Source organism: Chryseobacterium sp. UF-81 (assembly GCF_058245105.1).
The window spans coordinates 187,679-202,461 of record NZ_JBSIBX010000004.1; the positions used below are offsets into that span (position 1 = coordinate 187,679).

The window sequence follows — 14,783 nt, forward strand, 5'->3', positions numbered from 1 at the left end:
AACCATTTAAACTGTCAATTATGCCTAAAAAAAGTTTCTTTTACCGTAATAGTTTAAGTATTGTTTTACTTGCATTAATGCTTTTAAGCCTTACAGGACAGTTTTTCATGGGATGGAAAACACTGAACAAAGACCTTTCAGAAGAAGGCGGCTCAATGCTTAGTCTGGGAGCCTATGTCCGGAGCGGACATTTTATACAGGCTACTTTCGAAAACTGGGAAAGTGAGTTTCTCCAGATGATGCTGTATGTTGTACTCACAGTCTCCTTGAGGCAAAAAGGTTCCAGTGAATCGAAATCCCTGGAAGAAAAAGAAGATGTAGACAGGGAACCGAAAGCCCACGCCAATGCTCCGTGGCCGGTAAAAAAAGGCGGAGTATGGCTGAGTATTTATAAGCATTCTTTATCCTTGGCTTTTGCTGTTTTATTTATTCTCAGCTTCGCGATGCATTTCTATGGAAGTATGAAGGAATTCAATGAAGAGCAGATTGTAAAAAAAGAGCCCACCGTTACTGCATTACAGTATATATCAGAGTCCAGATTCTGGTTTGAATCCTTTCAGAACTGGCAGAGCGAGTTTCTGGCAGTAGCCTCCTTAGTCATCCTGTCTATATGGCTCCGTGAAAAGGGATCACCGGAATCCAAACCGGTAGATATGGCTCATGATGAAACACCTTAACTTAATTTTTTCACTTTGGGTTTGGCTTTCATGATCGAATAATAAGAAGATGTAAAGGCAGACAGGCTTTGGTAACCTACCTTATAAGCAATCTGGCTTAAAGTATACTGTCCCGTATCAATCAGTTCTACGCTCTTTAATATCCTGACAAGCTGCAGGTATTTCTGTAGGGTAATTCCTGTTTCATTCTTAAAATTCCTCTGTAAGCTTCTTACAGACATCTGTGCTTTATCAGCCAGTTCATCAGTGTTAAGACTGTATTTAAAATTTGAATTGATAGAGGTACAGACCGGAATAAGACGGACATCCGATGGAACAGGGATTTCAAGATAGCTGTTCTCTCTGCAGAAATTGGGAAGACTTCTCAAAATGGCCCTAAAAAACAAATCCTGTTCCTCATCTTCTTCGGTCAGCTGATTCCATTTTGAGGCATATAAAAGCATTTCTTTCAAAACAGCAGGAACAGCAAAAACGTGAACATTTTGATAAAAATTGTCACCGAAAACAGTTTTGAACAGAAAAACCATCAGGTTAACCGTTTTTGCTTCCGAACTTATCCTGTGTGCTTTTCCGGAGGGAATCCAGATAACATGATGCTGAGGCACAAGATAGATTTTCTGGTCTATATGAAAATACTGATATCCTTCTTCCACAAAAGTAAGCTGGGAACGCTGGTGGGCATGCTCATGATCATCATGTTTCCAGCCTTCCTCACACCATACATAAGCTTCTTTTTCAATGGTATCTACAAAGCGGCTGCCGGCCTGTTCGGTTAAGCCGCATTTTATGATGTCGTTCTGCATAGAATTTTTGGCAAATTTAATAAAAACGACAGTACTAATTTTGTATTGTAATTATTTATTCTATTAAAAAATGAAAAAACTAAGTACGGTTTTTGTATTAATTCTATTATTAAAAATCACCACGGTCATGGCACAAGACAATAAAGCTAAAATATTGGTCCTCATTCATTCCGATAACGGAGGAACCTATGAACTGGCCAAAGAAATTGCATCCGGTATTGAAAGCAGTAAAAATGCAGTTGCAGTCATCAAGCAGGTTAAAGCATCTTCCAATCCTAAACTGACAAACATTCCTGTAGCCTCAGCAGATGAGCTGCCTTCTTATGATGGAATTGCTTTTGGATCGCCTGTTTACTTTGGGAATATCAGTACAGGAATGAGTGAGTTTTTATCCAAAACTGTTCAGTTATGGACCAGCCATGCGCTGGAAGGAATGCCTGCAACAGTTTTTATGTCTGCCGGAAGCGGAGCAGGAAAGGAACTGGCACTTCAGGCTTTCTGGAACAGTCTTGCGGTTCATGGAATGATCTTAGTTTCCAATGGGATCAGAGGAACGGAAAATATCAACAAGGCGATTCCACAAGGGAATACTGTTTTAGGCATTACAAGCATGGCATCACTGAAAGATGTTGAAAGGCCCACAAAAGATGAACGTGGACTGGCGGAGCTCCAGGGACGAAATTTTGCCAAGACAGCTTTGGCTCTGAAAGGTACATTTTCTAAAAAACAAGCAGCAGCTGTAATTCCGGTAAAATCTCAGGATTTTGATGATCTTTTGAAGCAGAAAAATATTATTCTGCCACAGGTTCCCCAGCCTGCCGGAAATTATAAGCCGTTTGTACGCACCGGAAACCTGGTGTTTATCAATCAGGTCGCTTTGAAAGACGGGAAAATCTTAAATCCCGGCAAATTAGGCGTTGACCTTACCGAACAGCAGGTAAAGGAGGCTGCAAAAGCTACCATGCTTAATGTTATTGCTGTTTTGAAAGAAGCGGTAGGCGGCGATCTCAATAAGGTAAAACAATGTGTACAGCTGACAGGAATTTTCAATACAAAAGACGATTATACAAAACACGCAGACCTGATGAATGTTGCATCGGATCTTACCGTAGAAGTCTTTGGAGAAAAAGGGAAACATGCCAGAGCCACCTTGGGAGCTTCATCTATTCCTGTGAATTCCTCTGTGGAGATACAGGCTGTTTTTGAAGTGGAGTAGAACCGAACGGATATGTTCTGCAAGTCGTTGTGAGCAATCAAAAATGGGAAGAAATAAAAACACTGGTGGTTGAGATACCTCGTCCACCAGTGTTTTTTATGTTGTAATAGAGGATGCTTTATTTATACAGTAGCATTTCCTTCCACACCGTCAGCATTATTGGTTTTAATGCCGGTTAGGGCAGAGGCTACAAAGCTGAACAGGCTGACAAGTTTTCCGGCTTTTGTATCCCAATAGTATGTTTCTTTGGGTTCTACACGGATAATCGATACATCCGGATCGTCCTTACCGTCAAACCATGCTTTGGCCATGGGTGACCATTTTTCTTCAATGGTAGCTTTATCTTTATAAACGGAAGCTTCACCATAAACAGAAAGATATTGTGAATCGCTGTTGTTCATAAAAAACAGCTGTACCCTGCGGTCTTCTTTTATTTCAAAATTTTTATTGCTTGAAGCACTGCTGATAAACCATAAATTACCGCTGTCATCTGTTTCCTGCAGGGTCATGGGACGGGAATTAACCGGAATTGTTTCAAGCTCGGTACAGAACATACATGTCCTTGCATTTTCCGACAGTTCTTTGATTTTTTTAATGGCTTCGAGGTGGGTTAAATTCTGTGTTGACATAATATTATAATTTAGTGATTGGTATTGAGTTCTATATTAAAATTGAATTCCTCAGTGGAGAGAATCAATAATTTTATTCATTAAACATTCAAATACCTGACCAAACAATAGTTTTTTGTGGTAGTAATAATTAAAAAAATTCTTTAAAATCACCAATAAAGATATTTTATTCTGTGTAGCTTTGCATCATGCAGATCAAGCCACCCAAGCATTTATCATCTTATATCCGACATTATATCTTTTTAGAAAATGCGGGAAATGAGTATAAAAAACTGAGGTTGTTTACAGACGGCAGCACCGGGCTGATCCTGTCTGGTAACCAGGATTTTTATACAGGTGCTTTAAAAGGCGGTGTTCCTTCTTCTTTTTTCTATGGACAACTTTCGGCACACAGGGATTTTGCAGTGAAAGGATCATTTTCTATGATCGCAGTGGTTTTTCAGCCTTATTTCTTTAATATTCTTCTTAAAATTTCAGCAAAAGAAGCAAAAGACCAGATTATTTCAGTGGAAGATGTTTTAAAAAGTGAGCTGTTGTCTTTTCAGGAACATCTTCTGGCAGGAAAAAAGCCTGAATTTATCATCACTCAGCTGAATAATTTCTTCACTAGATTCATTTCCGGAAGCAGCAGTACTGACCATGAGCTGGTCACAGCTGTTCAGCAGCTGATGCTTAACAATAAAGGTTCGATAACCTCAAAAGATCTGGAGCTGTTCACCGGATATTCTGAGCGGCACCTTGAAAGGAAATTTGAAGATTACATTGGTTTAACGCCCAAAAAGTACGGAAATATTATCCGGCTTCATCATTTTATCAGCCTCATGAAGAAAAATGCTGACAGGGAAAGTATTGCCGGGCTTTCTTACGATGCAGGCTATACGGACCAGTCGCATCTGATCAAAGATTTTAAAAATAATACCGGGCTCACTCCAAACCAATATCTGAAAACAAAAAATAAACTGGCAATCAATTTTATCGAATTACATTGAAATGTCGGTTTTTTACAATCTTCGGATAAGCCTGACTGGTAGTTTTGCAGTAAAAAAAGATGGACAATCTCAAAATTTCTACCGCCCAGTTCGAAAATAAGAGTGGCGACAAAGCATACAATCTTTCAGTTATAGAGAAATTAGCGGCAGAAGCAGCAGCCAAAGGCTCAAAGGTAATTGCCTTTCATGAATGCTCAATTACCGGGTACACCTTTGCCAGAAACCTTTCAAAAGACCAGCTTCTGGATATTGCAGAGTTGATCCCTGCAGGAAAAAGTATTCAAAGATTACAGCAGATCGCCAGTCAATACAACATAACCATTCTGGCCGGACTTTTCGAAAAAGATGAAAATGATCGTATCTTCAAAGCTTATGTTTGTGTGGATAAAACCGGATTGAAAGCAAAATACAGAAAGCTTCATCCGTTTATTAATCCTCACCTGACACCCGGAAATGAATATTGTGTCTTTGATATTCATGGATGGAAGTGTGGTATTCTTATCTGTTACGATAATAATATCATTGAAAATGTAAGAGCGACAAGACTCTTGGGAGCGGACATCATTTTCATGCCTCACGTTACGATGTGTACCCCTTCTACAAGGCCGGGAGCTGGTTTTGTAGACCCGGAATTATGGAAGAACAGAGAATCCGATCCTACATCACTTCGTCTTGAATTCAACGGGATGAAGGGAAGGGACTGGCTGATGAAGTGGTTACCGGCAAGGGCTTATGATAATGGAATGTACATAGTTTTCTCAAATCCTGTCGGGATGGATGATGATCAGCTTAAAAATGGCTGTTCCATGATCATTGATCCGTTTGGAGATATTATTGCAGAATGCCGTTCGTTCAATGACAGCTTTGAAACTGTTACCATTTCTCCTGAAAAGCTGGATCAGAGTGGAGGAAGCAGGTATATCCAGGCAAGAAGACCGGAACTGTACAGAGATATTATCGGTATGGAGCATCATTCTGAGCAGAAAGTCGTCTGGATGAAGGATAATACTCTTTAGTCTGGCTTATGAGGCTGTAAGTTGGAAGCCGGAAGATATTTTGTCAAGGTTTTAAATTTTGAACGACACTTTTCGAAATTACCTCAGGATAGTTATTAAATAAACAATGTAATGAAATAGAATCATATTTTTAACCTCAATAACTTCCATCTTCCGGTTCCCAACTTCCTCACTTTATCAATCCCTGAAGATCACTCCAGGCTCCGCCATTATGCACATGCTTAAAACCTCTTTCTTTTAGGATGCTTTCAGCTTTTACACTGCGTAAGCCATGAGAACAGACCGTGATATAAGTTTTGTCAGGATCAAGTTCTGTATATCTTTCCCGGATTGTTCCCAAAGAAATATTCACAGAGCCTTCAATATGTTCCATTGTATATTCCTTTTCCGTTCTTACATCCAGGATAACAGCTCCTTTTTTAATGAGTCGATCTAAACCGTCATCTAAAGTCTGGTAGCTGTAAACCCTGTACATAATATAGACTGTAAGAATGATTCCACAAAAAATAAGTACATTTTTCATAATCTGCTGAGAATTTTTTTATCAATATAAAAAGTACCGAAAGGAATAAAGCATGCCAGAATAACTTTCCAGGTAGTTTCCTTAAATTTCCACTGCTGCTCAACCCCCACGCTTAAAGTGTTGAACAGAAAAAGCAGGAATAAAGTTCCGTGCACCGGACCCATCATTTTTACAAGCACAGGATTTCCCAGCCAGTACTTTACAGGGACGGCAACGAATACCAGCATCAGCAGAGATATTCCTTCCAGAATAGCGAGGATTCTCAGGCGTCCGGTTTTTGTTTTCAATAAGTGTATCATAATTATCTGAAATAAGGTCTGTTAACAAGAGGGGAGAACGGCCATGGAATAGCAATAAAAATAACCGCCAAGGCAACCGTAAACCAGATGAGCATGGTTTTAAATTTTTCTCTGTCCGTAGGTTTCCGTTTGGCTAAAGCAGAACCGACGGTGATCAGAACAATAGCCATAATCATAAGCAGGATGTGAATCATCCCGAAGAAAAGCAGGTCTAAGGATTCTTTGGCCTCACTGAAGTTTTTCCAAAAATATTTTACAATTGGACTTTTCGTATAAAGAAGGATCCCGAAAATCAATTGAATATGTGCAATTGTGGCTGTCCAGTGCCTGATCAGATCTTCTTTTTTTGTAAACGCTTTATGATAAAAATAGCCTCTGAAGGCAATCCATACGGCATAAATAAGACTTAATAAAACTACCCACCGGAATAGGGAATGCAGAAATGTAAGAGTCTGGTACATTTTGAATTTTTTAGAACATTCCAAAGGTATGATAAAAACATACTAATTAGTATGTTTTTTGATAAAAAAATTATTGAAGGGATTCAAAATAAGATTTAAGTCCCTTTAAATAAACAAGATATACTGATTTTGAATTTTCCAGCTTACCCATATTTCTGATCCCCCAATAGCCGGACATCACAAAAACAGCTATTTCTCTGGCATCAACATCATTTTTTACGGTTCCTGATGTCTTTCCGTTTTCAATGCATGCTATTATTGCATCTTCCCACTGTTTAGAAAGCGAATTCAATGCTTTCGTGAAATCTACATGCCAGGGAGCCATTTCCTGGGTAAAATTGGAAGCAGGACAGCCATATTCAACCTTTAAAAAGTCATTTTCCATCAAGATATCATGCATCAGCTTATAAATGCTTTCCAACGGATGGTTACTGGTCTCCAGCGGTGTTATGAAAGTACTTCTGAAGTTATTGATCAGAAGCTCATTAATGATAGCCAGACCCATTTCATCTTTTGTTTTAAAATGATAATAGAAGGCACCTTTTGTGACCTGAGTGGTTGCAATAATCTCGTCAACACTGGTAGTTTGGTATCCTTTCATATAGATCAGTTCAAAGGCTTTCTGAAGAATATTCAATCGGGTTGCTTCTGATTTTTTCATTGGAATAGACTGGCTTTATTGCAAAGGAACGGAATTTTTAAAAAACAAACTATCATTATTCTGATATTAAACTAGAATTTAAATAATTTTTATAATACAATAATTCTCCGGAAATTTGCATCATCAATTCAACAAAAGACAACGCAATGAATTATCAAAAAGAAATACAGATCCAAACAAATCCTGCTGTGAAAAGTAAAGGTCTTCCGGCAGCATTGTGGGCTTTAACTATCAGTGCATTTGGAATAGGAACTACAGAATTTGTTATTGTAGGGCTTCTTCCTACTGTAGCAGGAGATCTCGGCATCAGCATTCCGTCGGCAGGACTTCTTGTCAGTTTATATGCCATAGGAGTAGCTATAGGAGCTCCGATCCTGACGGCATTAACGGGGAAAATCCCAAGAAAGGCATTGCTGGTATCCATTATGCTTTTATTCGTGATCGGCAACGGGCTGGCTTCTATTGCGCCAGGCTTTATCACACTGATTATGGCCAGAATTCTGACAGGATTTGCCCATGGGGTTTACTTTTCCATCGGCTCAACTATTGCAGCTTCACTGGTTCCTGAGGAGAAAAGGGCAACAGCTATTTCCATTATGTTTGCAGGGCTTACCCTTGCCATCGTAACCGGAGTGCCTCTCGGGACTTTTATAGGACAGCATTTCGGATGGAGAGCTACTTTTATAGGAGTTTCTATCCTGGGAATCATAGGTTTATCAGCAAGCATGCTGCTGGTTCCGAAGAATCTTAAAAATAACCAGACCGCTTCTTTAAAAAGTTTTCCTAAAATATTTGGAAACAGACGTATGATCTTTGCTTTTTTAATGACAGCAATGGGATATGGCGGTACCTTTGTAGTGTTCACCTATTTATCACCGATCTTGCAGCAGATCACAGGATTTCATGAATCCACGGTTACTTTTATCCTGCTTATCTATGGAATTGCCATTGCCTTAGGAAATCTTTTAGGTGGAAAAATGGCCAATAAAAATCCTTTAAAAGCTCTTCTCTGGATGTTTGCAGCACAGGGACTGGTATTGCTGGCTTTTTATTTTACATCCGGCAGCCAGATCTTAAGCATCATAACCTTATTTCTTTTAGGCGGTTTATCATTTGCAACCGTACCGGGCCTTCAGCTTTTGGTGGTACAGATTGCCGAAAAAGAACTTCCGGGAACAGAAGATGTAGCTTCAGGAATTAATATTGCTGCTTTCAACATAGGAATTGCCATTGGATCTTACACAGGAGGACTTATCGTAACATCATCATTGGGATTGGCCAGCACACCGTGGGTTGGAGCTTTATTTTTACTGGTAACGGTACTGATCACTATTTACAGCATTCGTTTAAGTAAAAATTAAAATAATTTACCTGTCTTACTCTTTCAAAGACTGTCCAGAGTCGGGCAGTCTTTTTAGCATTATTTTATATTTCATGAATTTCAGAATCTGTAAAGACAAAAAATTTCCCGCCTTTAGGAATGTTTTTGGTATCGAGCCCGGTAAACTCACTGAAAGCAGGAAGAAGCAATTGATTAGCCGTCTGTACAAAGCACGGAAGCCTGATCTTTTTTACGGAAGAATCCAGCACAACACCGGGATGAATATGTCCGGTGATCTGAAAATCAGAAAGTGTTTTGTCAAAATCATGAATAAAAGTAAAGCCATCAATTGAAAAAGATTCTGATTTAAAATTTAAGCATAATTTTTTCTCCAGGGTTGCCGACAGACGGTCATGATTTCCCTTGATAAGATAAAAATGAAGATCCGGATACTGATTTCTCCAGCTGCAGAACTCGTCTACATCCGAGTTATCTCCGGCATGAAGCAGATCCCCAACCACCATGAACTTTTCCGGCTGAAAATATTCGATAAGAACAGAAAGTCTTTCCAGATCACTTTTCATGATATGATTGGCCAGCGCAATTCCGTTTTTCCGGAAGTGGGCAGTTTTTCCAACATGGAGATCAGATAAAATAAGTACTTTCTCCCTTTTCCAAAACGCAGCACGCTGATTGGTTAAAGTGAAAACTTCGTTGTTGATGGTAATATTTTTAACTGCGATGTTCATTTTTTTGTAAAATGTAATGATGATTTTTAAGGTTGGAAAATGGAAGCCGGGAAAGGAAATCATATTGCGACATGCAACAAACCATCACCATTATTTGTAACTTTAAACTCTAAAAACCTCTTTTCCTCGCCTGTTCCACCATCCGTTTGATTCTCGAATCCAGACTTTCACTTGAGAGGGTCTGTCTGAGGCTGTCTACTTTGATAGGGAAGCTCAAGGGGGTAAAGGTATGGGAATATTTTAAAATGATTTTTGATTTTTCGATTCTTTTAAAGGCTTCCACGAGACGGGCTTCCTGTAGCTGCATATTAAAAACTTCGGTGTATGCCTGTCTTACAAGAAAATGGTTGGGATCATAGTCTTCCAGCACTTTAAAGATAAGCCCGGCCGAACTTTGTAAAGATTTATTGGAACGCTGCTTCCCTGCATAATTCTGAATCACCATTCCGGAGATCACTGCAATATCCCGGAATTTCCGTCGGGCCATTTCCGCAGAATTGATACTGGCTATCACATCATTCATCAGGTTCTCCCGGGTCAGGATCTTATCTAAATTGTCTTCATGTAAAGGGATTTCTTTATCGCTGAAGAGCTCAAAACCATAATCATTCATTGCCATTGAAAAAGAGATCGGGGCGAGCTTTGAAATGCGGTAAGCGATCAGCGCAGCCATTACCTCATGCACCAGACGGCCTTCAAACGGATACATGAACAGGTGATAGCCTTCACGGTTTTTGATCAGTTCCACGAGAAATTCGTCTTCTCTGGGAATGTGGGAGTTTTTTTCCTGACTGGACAATAATGGATGCAAAAATTTCAGTTCTTTTTCTGAGGCTTTCGGATTTAAGGCATGGGACAGTTTCTCCCTTAAAAAATGGCCTAAGTTGGAGCTCAGGGGCAGCCTTCCGCCCAGATAGCTCGGAGCCATTGCTTTTCCTTTTGCTGCGCGGACATAAACGGTCATGTCTTTGATCATAGCCACTTCAAGAGTTCGTCCCGCCAGAATAAATTTCTCTTCTTTTTTTAATTTTGAGATAAAATATTCCTCCACCATCCCGATATAACCGCCGGAAATAAATTTGACTTTCAGCATGGCATCACTTACTATCACGCCCATATTCATACGGTGAAGCATAGCGATCTTCCGAGAGGTTACCTTGTAGAGACCATCTTCCATAACCACTATTTTATGAAATTCTTCATAGCTTTTCAGAACGCTTCCGCCTATTGTCAGAAAATCCAGTATGCTTTTCCATTCTTCTGCTGTCATTTCCTGAAAAGCAAATACTTTCTTGATCCTGTCAAAAGTCTCTTCAGGGTAAAATCCGTCACCGACGGCCAGAGTCATCAGAAACTGGACCAGCACATCAAAACATAGAACCTGAGGTTCGCGGGGTTCTATCACTTTCTGCTTTACGGCTTCCTTTAATGCCGCTACCTCGATCAGCTCAAGGGAATGGGTAGGGACACAGTAAATTTTAGAGGTCTCAAAAGGGGAGTGCCCGCTCCGTCCGGCACGTTGCAGAAATCTGGCCACTCCTTTGGCTGAGCCAATTTGAATTACGGTATCTACGGGTTTAAAATCGATTCCGAGATCTAAAGATGAAGTGGATACTACGGCTTTAAGTTTTCCGGAACTTAAATTTTCTTCGATCCAGATGCGGAGATGAGCATCAATGGAGCTGTGGTGAATGGCAATCTGGCCTGCAAAATCAGGATAGGCATCCAGTAAAAGCTGATACCACATTTCACTCTGGCTCCGGGTATTGGTGAAAACAATGGTAGATTTTGAATCCAGAATAATGGGAACGATTTTATCGGCCAGTTTAGCACCTAAATGTCCTGCCCATGGAAGAATATCAAGCTCATCCGGAATAACCGGAAGAATATCTATTTTTTTATGTTCTTTGGCCGTAATTTTTGTCTTTTTGATGCTGTACGGAATTAAAACGTCCATGGCTTCATCCAGATTTCCGATTGTTGCGGTGATTCCCCATATTTTTATTTTCGGAACATATTTTCTCAGTTGGGAAATGGCAAGTTCCACCATGACGCCCCGCTTTGAACCCAATAATTCGTGCCATTCATCAACAGCAACGCATTTCATGTCCTGAAAAAAACGGGCATGGTTTTTCTGCCCCAGAAGAAGATGGAGGCTTTCGGGAGTTACTACAAGAATTTCAGGCATATTCCGAACCTGCTGTTGCCGTACTTTCTGTTCTGTATCGCCGTTTCTGACACCAACAGTCCAGTCGAGGCCAATTTCATCCATTGCTTCCTGCATGGCTTTAGCAATATCTTTGGACAAGGAGCGGAGGGGAGTGATCCAGATCATCTTCAGTCCTTTTCTGTACTCTTCGGGACGGTTCATGAAATCCGAAATCAAAGCCAGGAACACAGAAAAAGTTTTCCCGAATCCGGTAGGTGCAACGACCATTCCACTGTATCCGCTTCCGAATTTCTGCCAGGTATCAATCTGAAATTTGAAAGGAGAAATACCCTTACCGGCCATCCATTGCTGGATAACGCTGAATCCGTTACTGTTTTCAAATGCTTTCAAATTATTGGATGAGTTTTTTTATTTCTTCAAGTTCGTCAATTTCATCTACGGTTTTGTCTTTCCGCCATCTTACAATTCTCGGAAATCTCAGGGCAACCCCGCTTTTATGCCTGCTGCTGAAACCTATTCCTTCAAATGCAATTTCAAAGACCAGTTCGGCCTTTACGGTACGTACAGGCCCAAATTTTTCTATGGCATTTTTATTGACAAATTTACTGACTTCCATGATTTCTTTATCGGTGAGGCCGGAATAGGCTTTTGCAATGGTTACCAGGGCATCTCCATTCTTTACAGCAAATGTATAATCCGTGTAATAGGCGCTTCGTCTTCCGCTTCCTTTTTGGGCATAAATCAGAACAGCATCAATAGTGAGCGGGCTTACTTTCCACTTCCACCAGTCACCTTTTTTTCTTCCGGCATGATAAGGGGAATTTTTCTGTTTCAGCATCAGGCCTTCACTGTTGATATCTCTTGATCCTTCCCGTATTGAATTCAGATCCTCCCATTTATCAAAATCTAAGACCTCCGAAAGTTTGATATTTTCAGGGGTTTCATTCAGAAGTAATTCTTCGAGCATAGCCCGTCTTCCGGCCATAGACTTTTCGCGGAGATCTGTTCCTTCGAGTTCCAAAAGGTCATAAACAAAAACTTCGATAGGAATGTCTGCCAGCATTTTTTTGGTTAAAGTTTTCCTGTTTAGTCTTTTCTGTAATTCATTAAAATTTAACACATTGGAATCCTTTACCGCAAGTATTTCTCCATCTAAAACAAAGTTACCTTTCATGGCCTGTACGGTCTCTTTGATTTCCGGAAACTGATCGGTGACAAGCTCTTCACCTCTTGACCAGATAAAGACTTCATCGTTCCTTCTGATGATCTGCCCGCGAATCCCGTCCCATTTATATTCTATCTGCCAGTCTTCCGGATTACCAAGTTCTTCCAGCTCCTTTTCCAGTGGATAGGCAAGACAGAAGGGATAGGGTTTTGAATTATCCGGATTGATATTTTCGGCCAGAATCAGTTCCTGAAATGATACTTCACCGGGAATCCATTTTCCCATCAGGCTGTGCATCAAAGTACTGGATTCCTGGGAAGAAAATTTAGTGAGGGCATTGATAAGCGTTTTATCTGAAACACCGATCCTGAAACTACCGCCCAGTAATTTATTAAAGATTAAACGTTCTGTATAATCCAGTCCGTTCCATGATTTTAATACAAATTCTTTTTTTTCAGCGTCTGATTTATCTTTTAAATGAACAATATCAATCATCCATTGGGACAAGGTACGGTCGATCTTTTCAGCAGGCGGGGGAAGGATAAGAGAAAGTGTTTCTCCCAGGTCTCCTACTGAAGAATAGCTTTCCTGAAACAGCCAAAAGGGCAGCTGTGTGATCTCAAGAGCCCATTCTTTCATATAATTGGTATTGACGTTTCTTTTGGGCCTTTTTCCTGTAAACAGAGCAATAAACCATACTTTATCTTCATCCGGAGCCCGTTCCAGATAATCGATGATGGCATCTATTTTCGCGTTGGTCTTATTGGTAGTTTCCAAAGCATTGATCAGATCTGCAAAATGTTTCATAGCCCGGAATTTTCAATGATTTCTTTTTCAGATTCTTCTTCGTCTTCTCCAAACTGGGTTTGTACAACATCCGATTTGATACCGATTTCATTTAAATATTTTGAAAAAACTTCGGTCTGTCCGTGGGTAACGTGTACGATTTCGGCTTCCGTAGCTTTCACGGCCTGCAAAAGCCCTTTCCAGTCGGCATGATCACTCATGGCAAATCCTGCATCGGCACTCCGCCATCTTCTGGCACCGCGTACCTGCATCCAGCCTGAACAGATTGCTGTGGCGGCATCCGGTATTTTTTTAATGATATTGCTGTCAAGCAATGCCGGGGGAACAATAACAATTTCATGCTGTACTTCTTTTGCATTTTCTCTGAAATCGGCGATTGTATAATCCGGAAGATTAATTCCGACAGATTCAAAGGCTTCATTCAATTTTCCAATGGAATAGTGGACGTATATTTTCCCAAGTCCTTCTACTGCTTTCATAATACGCTGGGCCTTTCCTAAGGAATACCCTATAAATACTGATGTTTTTGAGTTTTCCTGATTTTTAAGAACCCATGTCTGTAGTTTTTTGTTAAGGTCAGGCACTTCAAGCCAGTTATAAATAGGAAGTCCGAAAGTACTTTCCGTGACAAATTCATTGCATTTCACCAATTCGAAAGGAGTGCTCAATCCATCTTCCTGTACCTTGTAATCACCGGAAATAACGGTGACATAACCTTTGTATTCTAATCTGATCTGTGCCGAACCGATAATATGCCCTGCAGGATGCAGCGAAACTTTTACTCCGTTCAGGGTAAGTACTTCACCATATTCAACGCCCTGGCATTCAATATCGATTCCAATTCTCTGGTACAGGATAGGTTTTGTATAATAGTGGCAAAGGTATTTCTTCATTCCCCAGCGGGCATGATCGGCATGTCCATGGGTAATTACCGCCAAATCCACAGGTCTCCAGGGATCAATATAAAATTTTCCCTGCGGACAGTAAATTCCTTTTTTTGTAAATGTTATCAGCTTCAATGGAAAATATTTTGATTTTCTATAAAACGTTCTGAATTTATAGAAGTTTGGTTATGTTTTAGCCTTCAAAAATCTAACCAATCCTGCATTTTGTATGAAAATATTAAAGAGTTTGAAATTAAAACTTTAAATCAATCTTAGCAGGAATTAAAAAAGCAAAAATCTGAATAGCATACCGCCTTCAAATGCATTCATTAATTACATAAACATTAAAGGCAAAAAGTTTTCTGTATTCCTTACGATCATTGACAAAAGTTATTGATCATCTTCCCGCAAGT

General features: G+C 40.0%; 15 protein-coding genes. 5 read left to right on the forward strand and 10 right to left on the reverse strand.

The window, feature by feature from the left end; genetic code table 11:
• The first annotated feature begins 20 nt into the window (after positions 1 to 20).
• Positions 21 to 677 (forward strand): DUF6766 family protein, encoded by a 657-nt coding sequence (locus AC4IFE_RS08170; protein ID WP_490756231.1) that lies wholly within the window; start codon positions 21 to 23, stop codon positions 675 to 677.
• On the opposite strand, the gene AC4IFE_RS08175 is transcribed toward AC4IFE_RS08170, so the two are convergent.
• Complete coding sequence (locus tag AC4IFE_RS08175) at positions 674 to 1,480, reverse strand: helix-turn-helix domain-containing protein (RefSeq protein ID WP_490756233.1); 807 nt, start codon at positions 1,478 to 1,480, stop codon at positions 674 to 676. The genes AC4IFE_RS08170 and AC4IFE_RS08175 overlap by 4 nt on opposite strands.
• A 70-nt stretch (positions 1,481 to 1,550) precedes the next feature.
• Between AC4IFE_RS08175 and AC4IFE_RS08180 the strand changes: the two genes are divergently transcribed.
• Positions 1,551 to 2,696, forward strand: coding sequence for an Atu1372/SO_1960 family protein (locus tag AC4IFE_RS08180; RefSeq protein ID WP_490756235.1), 1,146 nt, complete (start codon positions 1,551 to 1,553; stop codon positions 2,694 to 2,696).
• Positions 2,697 to 2,818: 122 nt separating this feature from the next.
• Here the strand turns inward: AC4IFE_RS08180 and AC4IFE_RS08185 are convergent, their stop codons facing one another.
• The gene (locus AC4IFE_RS08185) at positions 2,819 to 3,325 is read right to left on the reverse strand and encodes a pyridoxamine 5'-phosphate oxidase family protein (protein ID WP_490756237.1); all 507 of its coding nucleotides are present in this window, start codon (positions 3,323 to 3,325) and stop codon (positions 2,819 to 2,821) included.
• Between the two features lie 188 nt (positions 3,326 to 3,513).
• On the opposite strand from AC4IFE_RS08185, the gene AC4IFE_RS08190 reads away from it, so the two are divergent.
• Positions 3,514 to 4,314 (forward strand): AraC family transcriptional regulator, encoded by an 801-nt coding sequence (locus AC4IFE_RS08190; protein WP_490756239.1) that lies wholly within the window; start codon positions 3,514 to 3,516, stop codon positions 4,312 to 4,314.
• Positions 4,315 to 4,373: 59 nt separating this feature from the next.
• A complete protein-coding gene (locus tag AC4IFE_RS08195) occupies positions 4,374 to 5,330 on the forward strand; it encodes a nitrilase family protein (protein WP_490756241.1) in 957 nt (318 codons plus the stop codon).
• Positions 5,331 to 5,499: 169 nt separating this feature from the next.
• On the opposite strand, the gene AC4IFE_RS08200 is transcribed toward AC4IFE_RS08195, so the two are convergent.
• The 4 genes from AC4IFE_RS08200 to AC4IFE_RS08215 form a co-directional block, all read right to left on the reverse strand.
• Positions 5,500 to 5,853 carry a rhodanese-like domain-containing protein gene (locus AC4IFE_RS08200; RefSeq protein ID WP_490756242.1) on the reverse strand — a complete coding sequence of 118 codons (354 nt, stop codon included), beginning with the start codon at positions 5,851 to 5,853 and terminating at the stop codon, positions 5,500 to 5,502.
• On the reverse strand, positions 5,850 to 6,152 hold the full coding sequence (locus AC4IFE_RS08205) for a DUF3817 domain-containing protein (RefSeq protein ID WP_490756243.1): 303 nt from the start codon (positions 6,150 to 6,152) through the stop codon (positions 5,850 to 5,852). The genes AC4IFE_RS08200 and AC4IFE_RS08205 overlap by 4 nt, the downstream gene beginning before the upstream one ends.
• 2 nt (positions 6,153 to 6,154) lie before the next feature.
• Complete coding sequence (locus tag AC4IFE_RS08210; protein WP_490756245.1) at positions 6,155 to 6,613, reverse strand: hypothetical protein; 459 nt, start codon at positions 6,611 to 6,613, stop codon at positions 6,155 to 6,157.
• Between the two features lie 70 nt (positions 6,614 to 6,683).
• Positions 6,684 to 7,274, reverse strand: a complete 591-nt coding sequence (locus tag AC4IFE_RS08215) for a TetR/AcrR family transcriptional regulator (RefSeq protein ID WP_490756246.1) — start codon at positions 7,272 to 7,274, stop codon at positions 6,684 to 6,686.
• A gap of 146 nt (positions 7,275 to 7,420) precedes the next feature.
• Here AC4IFE_RS08215 and AC4IFE_RS08220 point away from each other — a divergent pair, with 146 nt between their 5' ends.
• Complete coding sequence (locus AC4IFE_RS08220) at positions 7,421 to 8,635, forward strand: MFS transporter (protein WP_490756247.1); 1,215 nt, start codon at positions 7,421 to 7,423, stop codon at positions 8,633 to 8,635.
• 64 nt (positions 8,636 to 8,699) lie between these two features.
• Here the strand turns inward: AC4IFE_RS08220 and pdeM are convergent, their stop codons facing one another.
• The 4 genes from pdeM to AC4IFE_RS08240 form a co-directional block, all read right to left on the reverse strand.
• Positions 8,700 to 9,344 (reverse strand): ligase-associated DNA damage response endonuclease PdeM, encoded by a 645-nt coding sequence (gene pdeM / locus AC4IFE_RS08225; RefSeq protein ID WP_490756249.1) that lies wholly within the window; start codon positions 9,342 to 9,344, stop codon positions 8,700 to 8,702.
• Between the two features lie 109 nt (positions 9,345 to 9,453).
• Positions 9,454 to 11,904, reverse strand: coding sequence for a ligase-associated DNA damage response DEXH box helicase (locus AC4IFE_RS08230; protein WP_490756251.1), 2,451 nt, complete (start codon positions 11,902 to 11,904; stop codon positions 9,454 to 9,456).
• A 1-nt stretch (position 11,905) separates the two neighbouring features.
• The gene (locus AC4IFE_RS08235) at positions 11,906 to 13,486 is read right to left on the reverse strand and encodes an ATP-dependent DNA ligase (protein ID WP_490756252.1); all 1,581 of its coding nucleotides are present in this window, start codon (positions 13,484 to 13,486) and stop codon (positions 11,906 to 11,908) included.
• Entirely contained in the window at positions 13,483 to 14,505 is a 1,023-nt protein-coding gene (locus AC4IFE_RS08240; protein ID WP_490756254.1) for a ligase-associated DNA damage response exonuclease, read from the reverse strand. The genes AC4IFE_RS08235 and AC4IFE_RS08240 overlap by 4 nt, the downstream gene beginning before the upstream one ends.
• Positions 14,506 to 14,783: the final 278 nt, after the last annotated feature.

Excerpts from the sequence above, each read along its gene's own strand:
- AC4IFE_RS08220 (WP_490756247.1), top strand. The coding sequence starts at position 7,421 with ATGAATTATCAAAAAGAAATACAGATCCAAACAAATCCTGCTGTGAAA.
- AC4IFE_RS08215 (WP_490756246.1), bottom strand. The coding sequence starts at position 7,274 with ATGAAAAAATCAGAAGCAACCCGATTGAATATTCTTCAGAAAGCCTTT.
- AC4IFE_RS08175 (WP_490756233.1), bottom strand. The coding sequence starts at position 1,480 with ATGCAGAACGACATCATAAAATGCGGCTTAACCGAACAGGCCGGCAGC.
- AC4IFE_RS08235 (WP_490756252.1), bottom strand. The coding sequence starts at position 13,486 with ATGAAACATTTTGCAGATCTGATCAATGCTTTGGAAACTACCAATAAG.
- AC4IFE_RS08180 (WP_490756235.1), top strand. The coding sequence starts at position 1,551 with ATGAAAAAACTAAGTACGGTTTTTGTATTAATTCTATTATTAAAAATC.
- AC4IFE_RS08210 (WP_490756245.1), bottom strand. The coding sequence starts at position 6,613 with ATGTACCAGACTCTTACATTTCTGCATTCCCTATTCCGGTGGGTAGTT.
- AC4IFE_RS08195 (WP_490756241.1), top strand. The coding sequence starts at position 4,374 with ATGGACAATCTCAAAATTTCTACCGCCCAGTTCGAAAATAAGAGTGGC.
- AC4IFE_RS08185 (WP_490756237.1), bottom strand. The coding sequence starts at position 3,325 with ATGTCAACACAGAATTTAACCCACCTCGAAGCCATTAAAAAAATCAAA.
- AC4IFE_RS08200 (WP_490756242.1), bottom strand. The coding sequence starts at position 5,853 with ATGAAAAATGTACTTATTTTTTGTGGAATCATTCTTACAGTCTATATT.
- pdeM (WP_490756249.1), bottom strand. The coding sequence starts at position 9,344 with ATGAACATCGCAGTTAAAAATATTACCATCAACAACGAAGTTTTCACT.
- AC4IFE_RS08190 (WP_490756239.1), top strand. The coding sequence starts at position 3,514 with ATGCAGATCAAGCCACCCAAGCATTTATCATCTTATATCCGACATTAT.
- AC4IFE_RS08205 (WP_490756243.1), bottom strand. The coding sequence starts at position 6,152 with ATGATACACTTATTGAAAACAAAAACCGGACGCCTGAGAATCCTCGCT.
- AC4IFE_RS08170 (WP_490756231.1), top strand. The coding sequence starts at position 21 with ATGCCTAAAAAAAGTTTCTTTTACCGTAATAGTTTAAGTATTGTTTTA.